This window comes from Flavobacterium sp. 83 (assembly GCF_000744835.1).
GTDB lineage: Bacteria > Bacteroidota > Bacteroidia > Flavobacteriales > Flavobacteriaceae > Flavobacterium.
Genome location: NZ_JQMS01000001.1, coordinates 2,246,493 through 2,264,218, shown reverse-complemented (window position 1 = coordinate 2,264,218; position 17,726 = coordinate 2,246,493). Strand labels below are relative to the sequence as shown.

The following is a 17,726-nucleotide window of genomic DNA, read 5'->3' as shown; positions in this document are numbered from 1 at the left end:
TTTTATTAAATAAAGAGCTCTAATTTATTTAAAAAGAGTAAATTTGACAAGTTTTTTAAAAATATTACATGAGCGCATCGCACAAAGACCTGCATACTAAATTAACATTAGGTGGGTTATTAGTTTCATTAGGAATAATTTACGGTGATATTGGAACTTCACCATTATATGTAATGAAAGCCATACTTGGCAATCATATTATTAATGCAGATATCGTTTTAGGTGGTATTTCAGCTGTGTTTTGGACACTTACATTGCAAACTACCATTAAGTATGTAATCATTACGTTAAGTGCTGATAATCATGGAGAAGGTGGGATTTTTGCATTATATGCCTTAGTCAAGAAAACAAAAATTAAATGGCTAATTGTCCCCGCTATTATAGGAGGAAGTGCATTACTCGCTGATGGAATCATAACCCCCCCCATATCCGTATCATCTGCTGTTGAAGGAATTAGAACCTATTACCCTCAAATAAACACAATACCAATTGTAATAGGTATTCTCTTTGTGCTGTTTGCAATCCAACAATTCGGGACAAAATTAGTCGGTAAATTTTTTGCTCCAATGATGCTTATTTGGTTTGGAATGCTTGCTATTTTGGGCTCTATACAAATCGCACAACACACTGAAGTTTTCAAGGCAGTGAACCCATACTACGCTTATCACTTACTATATATTCACCCTGAAGGTTTTTTTGTATTAGGTTTTGTATTTCTTTGTACAACGGGCGCTGAAGCATTATATTCAGATATGGGACATTGCGGTCGAAAAAATATTAGAATTAGCTGGATTTTTGTAAAAACAGCTTTAGTTCTTAATTATTTTGGACAAGCAGCTTATTTAATCCATCACGAAGGAGAAACATTACAAAGTTTAGGTGGAAAAAATGGAAATCCATTCTATCTTATCATGCCGGATTGGTTTCAACCTATAGGAATTATAATCGCTACACTTGCAGCTGTAATTGCATCACAAGCATTAATCAGCGGCTCATTTACATTAATAAATGAAGCGATGCGATTGAACTTTTGGCCAAAAGTAAAAATAAAATATCCTACTGAATTAAAAGGACAATTGTACATTCCGTCAATAAACTGGTTATTATTCTTTGGTTGTGTAGGTATTGTATTGCACTTCGAAGAGTCTGGTAATATGGAGCATGCCTATGGACTGGCAATTATATTATGTATGATAATGACAACCATTTTACTAAATTTTTATTTGATAATGAAAAGAGTAAAATTGTATTTCATCATGCCATTAATTACCATTTATCTAATAATCGAATTTAGTTTTCTAGCAGCCAATATTACAAAATTTGCCGAAGGTGGTTATGTAACACTTTTTATAGCGACACTTTTAATTACTGTAATGACTATTTGGTATTTAGCTAAGAAAATTAACAAGAGCTACACCAAAATTGTTAAGATTGAAGATTACAAAAAAGTACTTGTTGAACTAAGCGCGGATTTATCGATACCAAAATATGCAACGCATTTAGTTTATATGACTAATGCCAGCAGAACTGATGAAATAGAAGAAAAAGTAATGTATTCCATTTTACAAAAAAGACCTAAAAGAGCTGATATTTATTGGTTTGTGCACGTGAATATACTAACTGAACCATACAAAACAGAGTATAAAGTAACCGAAATTGTTAAAGATGATTTGTATCGTGTTGATTTCAATTTAGGTTTTAGAGAGCCTACTAAAATAAACTTGATGTTTAAAGAAGTAATTAAAGACATGGTACAAAAAGGAGAGATGGACATAACCAGTCGCTACGAATCTTTGAACAAAAACAACATTATTGGTGATTTCAAATTTGTATTATCTGAAAAATTCCTTTCAAATGATAGTGATTTAAGATGGCATGAGAAATTAGTAATGAATTCTTATTTCTTTATTAAAAAACTAAGTTTATCCGAAGAAAGAGCATTCGGTCTAGACAGCAGCTCTGTTAAAATAGAAAAATTCCCAATGGTACTTCATCCTCCTGAGAATATTGGTTTAACCAGAGTTAAATAATGATTTTAAAACCTAAATAATTTATAAAAAACACTGTTTTGAAAACAGTGTTTTTTTATGTCAAAAAATTTTAAAACAACATTCATTATTAAAAATATAACATTCAATCAATTAATAGTACCTTTGCACCTCAATTATTTAAAATGAGATTACACAGAAATTTAGTTTATACTACCATCGATGCTTTGAACGCCATATTTAATGAAGGCGAATATGCTGATAAAGTGGTAGCAAGATCCTTAAAAAAAGACAAACGTTGGGGAAGCTCTGACAGAAAATTTGTTGCAGAAACCATCTACGAAATTGTTCGTTGGAAAAGATTATATGCAGAAATAGCCGAAGTAAAAGAACCTTTCGACAGAGACAATCTTTGGAGAATGTTTTCGGTATGGGCAGTTTTAAGAGGCTACCCTATTCCTGACTGGCGTCAGCTGGAAGGAACTCCTGAAAGAAAAATTAAAGGACGTTTTGACGAACTATCCAAAGTAAGAGCTTTGAAAGAATCTATTCCGGACTGGATGGATGAATTAGGAGTTAAAGAATTAGGAGAGAAAGTTTGGGCAACTGAAATAACGGCTCAAAACCAACCTGCTAAGGTAATCCTAAGAGTAAACACACTTAAGACAACTAGAGAAGCACTACGTGCTATTTTGATGGATTTAAACATCGAAACAGAAACATTGAAAAATCAACCTGATGCTTTAGTGCTAAAAGAAAGAGCCAATGTTTTCTTGACTGATGCTTTCAAACAAGGTTTCTTTGAAGTACAAGATGCCAATTCACAATTAGTAGCAGCGTTCCTTGATGTAAAACCTGGAATGCGTGTTGTTGATACATGCGCTGGTGCAGGAGGAAAAACATTGCATATTGCTTCTTTGATGGAAAATAAAGGACAATTAATCGCTATGGATTTGTATGAAAGCAAATTGAAGCAATTAAAAATCAGAGCCAAAAGAGACGGTGCTTTTAATATTGAATACCGCATCATTGATTCTACAAAAATCATCAAAAAACTACACGAAAAAGCAGACCGTGTTTTAATTGACGCACCGTGTAGTGGTTTAGGAGTACTGAAAAGAAATCCGGATGCTAAATGGAAATTAAAACCGGAATTTATTGATAACATCCGCAAAGTACAATCGGAAGTTTTAGAAAGCTATTCTAAAATTGTAAAACCGGGGGGGAAATTAGTATACGCCACTTGTTCTATATTACCTTCAGAAAACCAAGAACAGGTAAAACGCTTTTTAACAACTGACATTGGAAAACAATTCAACTTCATAAAAGACCAAAAAATATTGGCTTCCGAATCTGGTTTTGACGGATTCTACATGGCGTTGTTAGAGCGTAAAGAGAACTCAGAACAGAAAGAAAAAAGAGTACAGAAAGAAATAGAATAGAATATAGATTTAGACTTCAAAATTCACAAAAAAGTCCTCGAAATTCGAGGACTTTTTTTATGCGTATTATCTATATCTTTATTTAATTTTACTATTCTTAATCATTCATTGAGATTAAAAACTCCTCATTATTCTTCGTTTTCTTGAAACGATCATTAATAAAATCCATCGCTTCTACTGGGTTCATATCCGAAAGGTATTTTCTCATAATCCACATTCTTTGCAATGTTTTTTGATCCAATAACATATCGTCTCGTCTTGTACTTGAAGAAGTCAAATCGATAGCCGGGAAAATACGTTTGTTTGCAATTTTTCTATCCAATTGCAATTCCATATTACCAGTACCTTTAAATTCTTCGAAAATAACTTCGTCCATTTTTGAACCAGTTTCAGTCAATGCAGTAGCGATAATACTCAATGAACCTCCGTTTTCTACATTACGGGCAGCTCCAAAGAAACGTTTTGGTTTTTGCAATGCATTTGCATCTACACCTCCACTTAATACTTTACCTGAAGCTGGCTGAACTGTATTGTAAGCTCTCGCCAAACGCGTAATAGAATCTAATAAAATCACAACATCATGACCACATTCCACCAATCGTTTTGCTTTTTCAAGTACAATATTCGCAATTTTCACGTGCTCTTGTGGTTCTCTGTCAAACGTAGAAGCAATTACTTCCCCACGCACACTGCGTTGCATATCTGTAACCTCTTCGGGGCGTTCATCAATCAACAAAACAATTAAATACACTTCAGGATGGTTCGCAGCAATTGCATTGGCAATTTCCTTAAGCAACATGGTTTTACCCGTTTTAGGTTGCGCCACAATCATTCCACGTTGGCCTTTTCCTATTGGTGAAAACAAATCGATAATTCGTGTTGAAATCGTACTTTGCTTCTCCGCCAATTTAAATTTCTCTGAAGGGAAAACAGGCGTTAAATGTTCGAATGAAACTCTATCACGAACCACTTGAGGATCGTGCCCGTTTATTTTTAAAACGCGTACTAATGGGAAAAATTTCTCTCCTTCTTTTGGTGGACGGACCACCCCTTTTACAGTATCTCCAGTTTTAAGACCGAACAATCTGATTTGAGAAGTAGATAAATAAATATCATCTGGTGAAGCCAAATAATTATAATCTGAAGAACGCAAGAAACCATACCCATCAGGCATCATTTCTAAAACACCTTCACTTTCTATAATTCCATCAAATTCAAAATCAGAAGCAGCAAAATTACTTTTCTTATTTTTAAAATTTGGATTTTGATTCCCGTTTTGATTTGGGTTTTGATTTGAGTTTTGATTTGGATTCTGCTTATGTAATTGATTTGGATTTATCTTTTTTACCGGTGCGGCTGGAACTTCCGTTTTATCTTCAGTAGCTACATCTGTAGCTTCTACATTCTCTTTGGTTGCTTCTTTTATTTCTTCCTTATCTTTTTTTAAAGCAATTTTCTTTTCGTAAGCTGATTTATTAAATTTAATAATTTTACCAACTTTTTTCTCTCCATCTACTGGTTGCTCTACAATTGGGCTAACCTCCTCTTGTTTTGGTGTTGGTTCAACTGAAGGAATATTTTCTTCAACTGGAGTACTTATTTCTTTTGCAGTTTCTTCTTTTTCAAAAAGAGTATTTTTTACTACTTTTTGTATTGCTACTTTTTTTACAGGAACGATTCTGGCTCTTTTGGGTTTATCGTCTTCAACATTACTTTCCTTTTTAGAATCTAAAGCTGAATCAACGTTAGTAGCTACTTGATGCTCTAAAATTTGACTAATTAAAGTATCTTTTTTTACACCGTTAAACTTTATGGTTTTAGCTGATTTAGCTATTTCTTGAAGCTCAGATAGCTTCATTTCTTTTAATGCAGAAATATCAAACATGAATGTTCTATGAGTTTAATTATTTTGGAAAATTGTAAAGATAGGTGGTAAACTTTTTTATTTTGAATCAACCGCAGTATGAAGTGCTTACGGTATTGTGATGCAATAATACGAATAAAATTTTATCATACAATAGCATTTATAAAAAAGAAAATATATTTTTGTGGAACAAATTCAAACCATGATACAAAGAATTCAAACCATTTATTTATTTCTTACTTTTGTAGTAACAGGAATTTTACCATTTTTTATTCCTTTATGGTCTATGAATAATGGTACTGATTTTTTATTCATGCAAGATCAAGTTTATGTAATTTTATTTGGTTTAAGCACAACACTTAGCTTAGTGAGTATTGTGTCGTATAAAAAAAGACAAAATCAATTTGTTATTGGCAGATTGAATATAATATTAAATTTAATTTTATTAGGATTGTTTGTATATCGTTCACTAAACTTATCTGGAGAAACACTGGCTGTTTCAGAGAAAGGTATTGGGATGTTTCTTCCGGTAGTTGCTATCGTATTATTAGTCTTGGCTAATAAGGCCATCAAAAAGGATGAAGATCTTGTAAAATCTGTGGATAGATTGAGGTAAACCTATAAACTTAATTTATTAGTGCGAAGAAGACCCGGATGTAACAGTTCGGGTTTTTTTGTGCTTATAAAGACTAAAAATCTTATTAAATAATTCATTATATTTTTATAAATTTGAAACGTAGTAATTTCATTATGAAAACAAAAGTTAGAATCCATTTAGCAGACGATCATCAAATCCTTATCGATGGAATCAGTACTTTACTGCAAACCATTCCTGATTACGAAGTGGTTGGTTATTCATTAAGCGGAGCCACTATTTATGATGACGTTACAAATAATAAAACGGATATTCTTATTTTGGACATCAGTATGCCTGAAAAAGACGGTTTTGAAGTCATTAAAGAGTTTGCTGAAAAAGGTTTTCCCTGCAAGGTTATTATTCTTTCCAGTTATGACGACCTGAAACTGATTAAAGAAATCATGAAACTTGGCGCTAGTGGCTACTTAACTAAACAATGTGCCGGCGAAAATATTGTAGAGGCCATTGAAGCTGTTTCTGCAGGGGAAGAATATTTCTGCCAATATGTTAGAGAAAAAATCTTTAATTCATTTACAAAAAACAATCCAAAACTGAATAAATCAGAACCAATAAAAAACTCCATTTTAACTGAACGCGAATTAGAAATTATCATTTTGATTTCTTTAGAATATAGCGGTAAAGAAATTAGCGAACAACTTTTTATCAGTGTCAATACCGTTGAAACGCACCGCAAGAATATAATGAAAAAATTAGATGCAAAAAACACTATTAGCTTAGTAAAGTATGCGCTTAAAAACAATTTGATTAAGCAATAAAAGCTCTTTTTATGCCTAAAATTAGAATTAACATTGTATTCCTTCTATTATTATTAGTTTTTAACGCTTCTCTTTTTGGCCAAGAAAAAACACCTTCCAAAAAAGAAATCACATTATTAGCAAAAGAAGCTAACAAATACATGAAATCCGGCAATTTCGAAAAATCTCTTGTTAAATCAAGATTTGCTTTACGTTATGCCATAGCTATTAAGGATGATAATCTCATCGCTACTATTTACAACACCATAGCAGCAAATTTTGATGAATTAACAGAATCCGACAAAGCCTTTTTTTACTACAAAAAAGGCTTATTTTATGCCAAAAGAACCAATAATGACGAATTAAAAAACTGGCTCTATAACAATCTTGGGAACATTTATTGCTTTGACAAAAAGCAATATGAAAAAGGAATTATTTGCTACAAAAAATCATTAGAATACAGTCAAAAAATAAATGATTTTGAACAAATTGTTTTTACGAAACTCAACATTACTTGGGCTTATTTTGACATTGGTCAATTTGACAAAGGTTACCCCTATTTAGAATACATAAACAAACACCACCAAAAATATGGTGATGAATCAACAATAGTTGCGCTAAACATGCTTAACGGCATGTATTACAGCTATAAAAACGAACCTAAAAAAGCCAACTTATTTTTTCTAAATGCTATAAAATATGGAACAAATTTAAATGAAAAATCAGATTTATCTTTTTCACATCTGGAATATTCCAAGTTTTTATTAAAAAATAAAGAGTTCAAAAAAGCATATGAAAACCTGGCTCTTTACAACTCGATTACAGCTGAACTTAATTATGAAGAAAAGCTAAAAAAAGTAAATATTACGGGAATTAACCTTGAAATAGATCGCTACAAAAGAGAAATTGACAACATAGAAACCAAATACAAAACCAAACAAAATTTACTAATAGAGACACAAAATAAAAATAGAAAAATTAGCATTATCGTCATTTCATTATTACTTCTAATCATCATTCTTTTTTATTTTTTATTTCAAAATACAAGATTAAAACAAAACAACAAACTGAAAGACTTACAAAGTAAAATTCAAGAAAACATAATCAACGCATCCATCAACGCACAGGAATTAGAAAGAAAAAAAATCGCCTCTTTTTTGCATGATAATATTAGTGCTTTACTATCTTCAGCAGGATTACATTTAAATGTTTTCACTTCACAAAACCTCTACCCGCCCCAAGAAATACTAAAAACAAAAGCTATTCTTGCTGAAGCTCATGATAAAGTTCGCGATTTATCACATGAACTGATGCCCTCACTTTTAGCGCGATTTGGTTTATTTTATGCACTTGAAGATTTATGTGAAAAAAATTCAAATTCTGTAATAGAATTTAAATATTCAAGTTCCGTATCTACAAAAACACGTTATAATGAAGAATTTGAAATGAAAATTTATTTTATCGTCAGTGAACTTTTAAATAATATAATAAAGCATAGTAATGCAAATTCTGCTAAAGTTACTATTCAGGAAAATAATAATCAACTTCAAATCCATGTTTATGACAACGGAAGAGGTTTTGACCATATTCATTTTCATATCCTTGAGGGTTTTGGCCTGAATCAGATACAAGCGAGAATAAACAATTTAAAGGGAGGCATTTCGATTGATTCAAAACAACATACCGGAACTTCAATCTATTTCGTCGTACCTATTGCAATTAAATAAAAATCACCCCTTTTTCTCTATTTCTATAATTTCCAAATCCTTTATTTTATCCCCTTCAATCACAAAACGCAACATGGTACGCACCTGATGAAAACCGCTTTTTCCAGCTGCTCCAGGATTCATATGCAAGAGATTGTGCTTTTTATCAAACATTACTTTTAGAATATGAGAATGCCCGCAAATAAACAATTTTGGAGGATTCGACACTATCTCCGCTTTAATATTGGGATTGTATTTCCCAGGATAACCGCCAATATGCGTAATCCAAACATCCACAGCCTCACACATAAAACGGTTGTGCAAGGGGAATTCTAATCTGGCTTTAGCATCATCAATATTGCCATAAACACCACGCAACGGCTTTAGTTTTTTTATCGCATCGGTTACAGCTAAATCCCCAATATCGCCTGCATGCCAAACTTCATCCGACTGAGCGACGTATTTCAAAATAGTATCATCAATATGACTGTGCGTATCCGAAAGGAGTAATATTTTTTTCAAAACAGGTTTATTAGGAGCTATTTCCTGCTTTTCTCTTCAATCTTTTTATCCGCCAAAAAGGCGAATAAAAAGGATTTTCGTTTCAATCAGGGCTAGGATTTTGTGGTAAAATTAAACATTCGAATTCCAAATAAAAAATCCATTTAAAACTTAACATTTTTTTTGCGCCATAGCAACTTCGTGACACAAAAATTAATAAGTATCTTTGCTACTTTATTTGTGTAAAACTCGATTTCGTTCAGAACAATCTGAAATCTGAAATCTGAAATCTGAAATCTAACCTTGAGGTACTTCATAAAATTAGCATACAACGGAACCCTTTATCATGGCTGGCAATACCAACCTAATGCGGCATCAGTTCAAGAAACAATGAACAAAGCATTTTCAGTATTATTGAATACCGAAATTAATCTTATGGGAGCCGGACGCACAGATACTGGTGTTCACGCCAAGGAAATGTTCGCCCATTTTGATTTTGAAAAACCATTTGATATTCCAAATTTAGTTCACAAACTCAACTCCTACTTGCCCAAAGACATTGTTGTTTATACTATTATTCCCGTTCACGACGAAGCGCACACCCGTTTTGACGCGACTAAAAGAACATATGAATACCATATCAACACGTTTAAAGATGTTTTTTCGCAAGAGCAAAGTTGGTATTTCCATCAAAAATTAGATGTAGATTTAATGAACGAAGCGGCCAAATTATTGTTTAATTTTACTGATTTTCAATGTTTCTCTAAAGTAAATACCGATGTGAATACATTTGACTGCACAATTTTTGAAGCGTATTGGACTCGAGGCACAGCCGAACAGGGCGCAGACAAACAAGAAAATGGCAGCCTTATTTTTACCATTTCGGCAAATCGTTTTTTACGCAACATGGTTCGCGCAATTGTGGGAACATTAGTGAATATAGGATTACACAAGATTACACTAGATGATTTTATTGCCATCATAGAAAGTAAAAACCGAGATAAAGCTGGTTTTTCGGTTCCGGCGCATGGTTTATATTTAACCAAAATAGAATACGATTACATTACGCAATAGCCCAGATTACCTCACTAACTTTTTATTTTTATAGGAGTTCAGTGAATGTAAATATTTGCAATGAAAATCCTTTTATGTTTTTTCTTTAAAACATAAAAGATTGAAACGAATAGCAGGACACGAACAAAGTGAACTGACAAAGTAAATAGCTCCTGAAAACAATTAGGATAAATTAAAAAATATGAAAGCTAAAGCATTTGATACCCGATTATTCAAACGAATATTACAATATACCAAACCGTACCAATTCCGTTTCAATGGCGTGATTATTTTTGCCATATCGCTTTCAGTATTTGCGGCTTTGCGTCCTTACTTATTAAAGCAAACCGTTGATGGTTACATAAAAACCCACGACCAACAAGGATTATTAATGTATGTGATCCTGATGGGAATGGTGCTGTTGATGGAAGTATTTTCGCAGTTTTACTTTGTATATTGGGCAAACTGGCTTGGTCAGGATATCGTGAAAGACATTCGAACAAAACTATTCAAACATTTGTTGAGTTTTAGAATGAAGTATTTTGATTTGGTACCTGTGGGGCAACTCGTAACACGTTCCGTATCAGATATTGAGGCAATTGCCCGAATTTTCAGTCAGGGATTATTTATGATCATCAGTGACCTAATGAAAATGCTTGTTGTACTTCTTTTTATGTTCTACATGAACTGGACACTGACTTGGATTGTAATTGTGGCTATGCCAATTCTGGTTTTCTTCACCCGAATTTTCCAAAAGAAAATGCAAGTCGCATTTGAAGAAGTGCGTACGCAAATTGCCAACATGAACTCCTTTGTTCAAGAACGTGTGACGGGAATGAAAATTGTTCAACTTTTTAACAGAGAAGATATTGAATTTGAAAAATTTAAAAGCATCAATGACAAGCACAACAGAGCTTGGATAAAAACCATTCTTTATAACTCTATCTTCTTCCCTATTGCCGATATTATTTCCTCATTGACGTTAGGATTCATAGTGTTGTATGGTGGAATTAAAATATTAAATGGGGATCATTTCACCACTTTTGGAGATTTGTTTTCTTATACGATGTTCATAGGAATGCTATTCAATCCATTGCGCCAAATTGCGGATAAATTCAACGAAATGCAATTAGGAATGATTGCTGCCAATCGTGTTTTTGATATTTTGGACACTCAAGACCAAATACAAGATACTGGAACAATTGAAGCGCCGATTTTCAAGGGAGATATAAAATTTGAAAATGTTCGTTTTGGTTATATACCTGAAGAATACGTTATCAAAGGAATAAATCTTGAAGTAAATGCAGGTCAAACTATTGCTATCGTGGGTTCTACAGGAGCAGGTAAATCAACAATAATCAACTTGTTAAACCGTTTTTATGAAATCAACAACGGTTCCATTTTTATTGACAATCACAACATTGAACATTATACTTTAAGTTCATTGCGTACGCAAATCGCGGTAGTTTTGCAGGATGTTTTCCTTTTTGCCGATACAATTTTCAATAACATCACCTTGAATAATCCAGTTATCAGCAGAGAACAAGTTTTGGCTGCGGCCAAAAAAATTGGCGTTCATGATTTTATTATGAGTTTGCCTGATAATTATGATTTTGATGTAAAAGAACGTGGTGTTATGCTTTCGTCAGGACAGCGGCAGTTGATTGCTTTTTTGAGAGCGTATGTGAGTAATCCAAGTATTTTAATTTTGGATGAAGCTACTTCATCAATTGATACCTATTCCGAAGAATTGATTCAACGTGCCACTGAAACAATTACTAAAGGCCGAACTTCAATTGTCATTGCTCATAGACTCGCAACTATTGTCAATGCTGATAAAATTGTAGTAATGGATAAAGGATTAATTGTAGAGCAAGGAACACATCAGGAATTAATCAACCTTGAAAATGGGTATTACAAAAACCTGTATGATTCTCAATTTTCGGTAGCTAATTAGTTTTAACGCTAATATTTTTTCCCTTTAGACACAAAGCCGCTTCGTTTTTAAATTCAATTAAAAATTTGTGAATACCTAGCTAAAAAAGGATTCCTGTATTGACAATACTGCAAGCCTTTTTAAAATAAAGATGTTTTTTTGAAATTTTGTTAGTTTATTACTTTATTACATTGAAATTTTCTCAAAACAGAATAAATCCTTAAATTCGCCTCACAATTAATTTAATAAAAAACGGACCTAAAATGAAATGAGCTTTTTGCAAATTCCATTTTAATAACTAAAAATATAAATACTTAAAAAATGAAATGAGTTTTTACGAATTCATTTTTACAAAAATTTAAATATAAAAAACAAAATGACACGAGCGTTAGCGACTGCATTTCACCAATAAAAAACAAATAAAAAACTTTGAAATGAAATACGATATTATAGTTTTAGGAAGTGGCCCAGGCGGTTATGTTACAGCCATTAGAGCATCACAATTAGGCTTTAAAGTAGCCGTGATTGAAAAAGAAAACTTAGGCGGAGTATGCTTGAACTGGGGTTGTATCCCAACAAAAGCGTTACTGAAATCAGCTCAGGTTTTTGATTATCTAAAACACGCTTCTGATTACGGATTGACTGTTTCATCATTTGACAAAGACTTCCCTGCTGTTGTACAACGCAGTCGTAGTGTTGCTGACGGAATGAGCAAAGGAGTTCAATTCTTGATGAAAAAAAATAAAATTGATGTGATTGATGGTTTTGGAAAACTAAAACCAGGAAAAAAAGTTGACGTTACAGACAAGGACAATAAAGTTACTGAATACAGTGCTGACCATATCATTGTTGCAACTGGAGCACGTTCTCGTGAGTTACCAAACTTACCACAAGATGGTGTAAAAGTAATTGGTTACCGTCAAGCAATGACTTTACCAACACAACCAAAATCGATGATTATTGTAGGTTCCGGAGCAATTGGAGTAGAATTTGCACATTTCTACAATTCTATGGGAACTGATGTTACCATTGTAGAATTTATGCCAAATATAGTTCCCGTTGAAGACGAAGACATTTCAAAACAAATGGAGCGTTCTTTGAAAAAAGCAGGAATCAAAATCATGACGAACTCATCAGTAGAACGAATTGATACATCCGGAGCTGGAGTTAAAGCATTTGTAAAAACAGCAAAAGGAGAAGAAGTGCTGGAAGCAGACATCTTGCTTTCTGCAGTTGGAATCAAAACTAACATTGAAAACATAGGGTTAGAAGAAGTTGGTATTGCTACTGACAGAGATAAAATCCTAGTAAATGCATACAATCAAACTAATATTCCTGGATATTACGCTATTGGTGATGTTACACCAGGACAAGCATTAGCGCACGTAGCTTCTGCTGAAGGAATCAACTGTGTAGAGAAAATCGCAGGACTTCACGTAGAACCTATCGATTACGGAAACGTACCAGGCTGTACCTACGCAACTCCTGAAATTGCTTCAGTAGGTTTGACCGAAAAACAAGCGAAAGAAAAAGGATACGAATTGAAAATTGGTAAATTTCCATTCTCAGCTTCAGGAAAAGCAAAAGCTGCCGGAACACCGGATGGTTTTGTAAAAGTAATTTTTGATGCTAAATATGGCGAATGGTTAGGATGTCACATGATTGGAGCTGGAGTTACAGATATGATTGCTGAAGCAGTTGTAGCTCGTAAACTAGAAACCACAGGACATGAAATCTTAAAATCAATTCACCCACACCCAACAATGAGCGAAGCTGTTATGGAAGCTGTTGCTGATGCGTATGGCGAAGTAATCCATTTGTAAATAAACAACACGTAAATACGCATTACAATACGTATTTACATTATTATATAAAATCCGATTTGTGTAAGCAAATCGGATTTTTTTTATGTTTTTTAAACAAATAAAAAATAAGAATATCATTAAAATATATTAATTTTTTAACAAATAAATTAATATAAATTCGTAAATTTGATTTAATATATAGATTTTTTAATAGAAATATGTTAAAAATTTAATAATTTAATTTATTTACTATGAAAACACTACGACAATTCAGTTTAAAGCCGGTATTGATAATTATTTTAATTACTCCTGCTTGCACTCCAAGTTCAGATGATTTGAAAACCGACAATCGATTAAATGGTGTAACTCCAATAGACAAACAAAATAATGTCACTATTGTTGTTACTGGCGGAACTTTGAAAATAGATCTTTATTGCGATTCTGATAGCAATGAAGCGATTAATTTCAATAGGTTTAATTTTAGTTTTGGAGCTAAAAACAAATTAACAGCCACTGACGGTACAACTACTTTTAATGGAACTTGGTCGCTAACTGACACAACGGGCTATATTGATAATTTATCCGAAATAAAATTTGACATTAGTTTTACATATCCAATACATTTTGTGGAAACAATAAACAATTGGGAAATCATTGATCAATCAAAAGGTGATGTAAAATTAAGTGATGTTATTTATGGTAATGGGCAAACAGATTTTTCTATAGTTAGTAAAAATTAAAATCTTGGTTATCTACTGTGATAACGTAAAACAAAACAGTTGCAAAATAACACTTCATACAATTAAAATAATACGCACAACAAAACAGTATTTATTCAGCATCTATTCATTAAAACCTGACACAAAATCAGGATCATAAATAAGGAACTGTTTTTAAACAAATTGTTGCCATTGATAATACTAATAAACCTGTTTTTTATTATTTTAAAGAAGAATAAAAAACAGGTTTATAATGAATTTACTACTCATTGTATTCTATACAAAAAAAAACACACAAAACACTACAAACCAATACATTGACACCACAAAAAGACACCTTAATTCACTATTGAGATGTTTTTTTTTGTAAATTAGTAGCCTTTAAAAACGAGACACTTAAAACGTCTCCATATTCAAAAATTAAACGAATTAGACCGCCAAAACTCATCGTGACTCTAAACCAATTAAATGTTGGTTTAAAAAACTACAAGCTACTACGGACAAACAAGAACACCTATCATCCAGCTATACGATTCTTGTACATGCCGACGCACAACAAAAATAAAACACAAAAAACAGCAACTACTTAAATACTGGCAAAACAAAAGGCCAAACAAGTAGAAAAAAAATTAAAATAATTAGAATTTTAAATTTTAAAAAGATGAAAACAATCAAAATGATTTCAGTGATACTACTCTATGGATTATTCCTACTACAAGGAGCTAGTTTGTATGCACAAAATCCCATGAAAGCATCTCCAAATGTGTATAAAAAAATACTACTTGAAAACGACAAGGTCAGAGTAATGGAGGTTGAGTTCAAGCCAGGAGCGGTAGCTGCATGGCACAGTCATCCTAACCATACTATCTATGCTTTAACCAGCGGAAAAATAGAAATAACTGAAAAAGGAAAAACAGCAACTACAATGGAAATCAACGCAGGTAGCGCCACGTATATGCCTGCAGTAACCCACATGGGCAAAAACGTTGGAACCACCACAATCAAATTAATTGTGACCGAAATTAAACCAATGATGCAAAAAAAGACGAATCCAATGATGGCTCCCACCAAGAAAAAATAACAAGTCCAACTCATTTGGCTAAATAATTCATTTGATTCTATTTTTTGAATACGATTTAAAAACACTAAAATCCGTCTCGTTTTCATAAGACGGATTTTTTATGGGCATGTCCTTGTTGCAGAACTATTGCAAAAAAAACATTGTCTTTATATGCAACAAGTTCAGGCTGTACGCTTCAATCTCCCGAAGAAAAATCGGGAGGATTTCCACTGCCATCCTTCATGCAAATCTACTGTGACGACAACTAAAATTGTCACCATGTAAATTCACAAAGCATCCAACAGACAAATAGTTCTTTTAATAATATATAAGAAAATTTTAATATATTTGAGAATAACTGAATACTGGTGCTTATAAAACAAAGCGACCAAATTTAGGGATGATAAGTCGGACATCGTCAAACTTATATACAAGTTGGCGTTAATAAATGCAAAAAAAATAAAATGGAAATGAAAAAGACTTACATATTAATAATTATAATATTTACACTTTTTGTACAAAATTCATATTGTCAGACAAATGAACTTTACAATGAAATGTTTAAGTGGAAAATATCAATTCCAACTATTTTTGAAAATGTTAATATAGTAGAATCTGAACAATTTAAAGATTCAGGAAAAAAAATGTTTGAAAACTCAACGGGACAAAAAATTGTAAATAAATCAATCAAAATATATTCACTTAAAAACGAAAAATATAATCGTTTTATTGCCAATTATCAACCTACTGATTCAAAAAAAAACTATTCAGAAACTTTTAAGAGCGTTTATGAATTAATGAATGATGCTTTAAAAAAACAAATGCCGACAGCAGAAATAGAGTTTTCAATATCTTCAGAAATGATAGATAAAATTAAATTTGAAACTTGTAATATGAAAATTACTTATCCAAATAAAATGATTGTCAACCTAATCTCTTATAGTACAATCATTAAAGATAAAATTCTGAATGTTCAAATTACTTATGAAAATGAAGAGAAAGGACAATTATTATTAAATGCTTTTAAAAAGTCAAAATTTGATAAATAAATTTTACTATTGGCAAAACTTGCTACAATTGATTTTGGCAATTGGCTTAATTTGAAAATAATTTCACCTTTAAAAGTTTAGTGACAACCGAAAAATAAATGGTAATTTAGTTTCTAAAACTAGAGTAAAACTACTGCGACGTTAGGCTCAATCTAAATCAATATTATGCTAACATTTAATAAAAATTACTTCTGCTTCGCAATACTGATTTTTTTTATTGAAGTCTTGATTGCCCTTTTTGTCCATGACAGTTTTGTCAGACCTTATCTCGGCGATGTTTTGGTTGTTATTTTAATCTATTGCTTTTCAAAATCTTTTTTGAAATTACCCGTTTTAACAGTTGCGCTTTTTGTATTGCTTTTTTCTTTCACTATAGAATTTCTTCAATTTTTACATATTGTTGAAATACTACATTTAGAAAAATCAAAAATTGCTAAAACCATTATTGGAACTTCATTCTCTTGGATTGATTTACTAACCTATATTATTGGAATAGCTATTGTAATTATTATCGAAAAATATTGGCTTAAAAGCGAAACAAAACCAGTAGCTAACAACATATTAAACAAATAGTTATTAGACAAAAACAAAATTGTTAATCCGAACAAATTGACAACGAATTAATAAATTTATTTGAATTTAGAAAAACAGTATCTTTAGCAATATTTTTTTTTAAAACTTCAAAAAAACACGATTCACATGAAATGGAAACTATCATTTTTCTTAATAATAAGTATTAGTATATTAGGTTACAGTCAAAAAATTGATGAGTCTGAATTAATAAAAAAATTACTTGAAAAAGAATCTGCAACATGGAGAGCAGCTGATAGTAAGAGGCATTCAGAATGTTGGTATATTCAGCCCTACAGCAGAATTTTAGTTTCCACTGCAGACGGAACCACTATAGATGTACCTCCAACGGCTATGATCAATACAAATCCAAATTCAATGGGCAAAGGTGGTTATTCCTTAAATACAAACTACAAAATAAGCATCAATGGGAATACTGCTTGGGTAAGCCATGATGAAGAATCTACTTCGAGTGATGGAAAAAAAACTTTTTCTTATGAAATCAGGATGTTAGAGAAAATAAAAGGAGAATGGAAATTAGTAGGACAATCTATTCATATTTATAATCCAAAATAAAATAATTTTATTTACAACTCTCTCATGCAGAGGTTTTAAACTACAATGATAAATTATAAAAAACT

Annotated in this window: 15 protein-coding genes; 13 read left to right on the top strand and 2 right to left on the bottom strand. The window is 32.1% G+C overall.

The features are described 5' to 3' along the window. Positions 1-68: 68 nt before the first annotated feature. Positions 69-2,030: a KUP/HAK/KT family potassium transporter gene (locus T410_RS09990; protein ID WP_035671183.1), complete on the top strand. Its 1,962-nt coding sequence runs from the start codon at positions 69-71 to the stop codon at positions 2,028-2,030. Positions 2,031-2,173: 143 nt separating this feature from the next. Further along, positions 2,174-3,430, top strand: a complete 1,257-nt coding sequence (locus T410_RS09985; RefSeq protein WP_035671180.1) for an RsmB/NOP family class I SAM-dependent RNA methyltransferase — start codon at positions 2,174-2,176, stop codon at positions 3,428-3,430. A gap of 97 nt (positions 3,431-3,527) precedes the next feature. Here T410_RS09985 and rho read toward each other — a convergent pair whose 3' ends face one another. Further along, positions 3,528-5,315: a transcription termination factor Rho gene (gene rho, locus T410_RS09980; RefSeq protein ID WP_035671177.1), complete on the bottom strand. Its 1,788-nt coding sequence runs from the start codon at positions 5,313-5,315 to the stop codon at positions 3,528-3,530. Between the two features lie 181 nt (positions 5,316-5,496). Here rho and T410_RS09975 point away from each other — a divergent pair, with 181 nt between their 5' ends. From T410_RS09975 to T410_RS09965, 3 genes are all read left to right on the top strand, one after another. Continuing rightward, complete coding sequence (locus T410_RS09975; RefSeq protein WP_035671174.1) at positions 5,497-5,910, top strand: DUF4293 domain-containing protein; 414 nt, start codon at positions 5,497-5,499, stop codon at positions 5,908-5,910. A gap of 134 nt (positions 5,911-6,044) precedes the next feature. Beyond that, the gene (locus T410_RS09970; protein ID WP_035671171.1) at positions 6,045-6,707 is read left to right on the top strand and encodes a response regulator transcription factor; all 663 of its coding nucleotides are present in this window, start codon (positions 6,045-6,047) and stop codon (positions 6,705-6,707) included. Between the two features lie 11 nt (positions 6,708-6,718). Further along, the gene (locus tag T410_RS09965; protein WP_035671168.1) at positions 6,719-8,413 is read left to right on the top strand and encodes an ATP-binding protein; all 1,695 of its coding nucleotides are present in this window, start codon (positions 6,719-6,721) and stop codon (positions 8,411-8,413) included. Between the two features lie 3 nt (positions 8,414-8,416). On the opposite strand, the gene T410_RS09960 is transcribed toward T410_RS09965, so the two are convergent. Further along, the gene (locus T410_RS09960) at positions 8,417-8,914 is read right to left on the bottom strand and encodes a metallophosphoesterase (RefSeq protein WP_035671166.1); all 498 of its coding nucleotides are present in this window, start codon (positions 8,912-8,914) and stop codon (positions 8,417-8,419) included. Between the two features lie 282 nt (positions 8,915-9,196). Between T410_RS09960 and truA the strand changes: the two genes are divergently transcribed. The 8 genes from truA (at position 9,197) to T410_RS09920 (ending at position 17,661) form a co-directional block, all read left to right on the top strand. Further along, the gene (gene truA, locus T410_RS09955; protein WP_035671165.1) at positions 9,197-9,967 is read left to right on the top strand and encodes a tRNA pseudouridine(38-40) synthase TruA; all 771 of its coding nucleotides are present in this window, start codon (positions 9,197-9,199) and stop codon (positions 9,965-9,967) included. 181 nt (positions 9,968-10,148) lie between these two features. After that, on the top strand, positions 10,149-11,903 hold the full coding sequence (locus T410_RS09950; protein WP_035671162.1) for an ABC transporter ATP-binding protein: 1,755 nt from the start codon (positions 10,149-10,151) through the stop codon (positions 11,901-11,903). Positions 11,904-12,316: 413 nt separating this feature from the next. Further along, on the top strand, positions 12,317-13,705 hold the full coding sequence (gene lpdA / locus T410_RS09945) for a dihydrolipoyl dehydrogenase (protein WP_035671160.1): 1,389 nt from the start codon (positions 12,317-12,319) through the stop codon (positions 13,703-13,705). Positions 13,706-13,938: 233 nt separating this feature from the next. Further along, a complete protein-coding gene (locus T410_RS09940) occupies positions 13,939-14,427 on the top strand; it encodes a hypothetical protein (RefSeq protein WP_035671158.1) in 489 nt (162 codons plus the stop codon). A gap of 640 nt (positions 14,428-15,067) precedes the next feature. Continuing rightward, positions 15,068-15,487, top strand: coding sequence for a cupin domain-containing protein (locus tag T410_RS09935; RefSeq protein ID WP_035671156.1), 420 nt, complete (start codon positions 15,068-15,070; stop codon positions 15,485-15,487). A gap of 449 nt (positions 15,488-15,936) precedes the next feature. Continuing rightward, positions 15,937-16,515 carry a hypothetical protein gene (locus tag T410_RS09930; protein ID WP_152556950.1) on the top strand — a complete coding sequence of 193 codons (579 nt, stop codon included), beginning with the start codon at positions 15,937-15,939 and terminating at the stop codon, positions 16,513-16,515. Between the two features lie 165 nt (positions 16,516-16,680). After that, positions 16,681-17,088, top strand: a complete 408-nt coding sequence (locus tag T410_RS09925) for a DUF2809 domain-containing protein (RefSeq protein ID WP_035671154.1) — start codon at positions 16,681-16,683, stop codon at positions 17,086-17,088. Between the two features lie 126 nt (positions 17,089-17,214). Continuing rightward, positions 17,215-17,661 (top strand): endo-arabinase, encoded by a 447-nt coding sequence (locus T410_RS09920; protein ID WP_035671152.1) that lies wholly within the window; start codon positions 17,215-17,217, stop codon positions 17,659-17,661. The last annotated feature ends 65 nt before the right edge of the window (positions 17,662-17,726 follow it).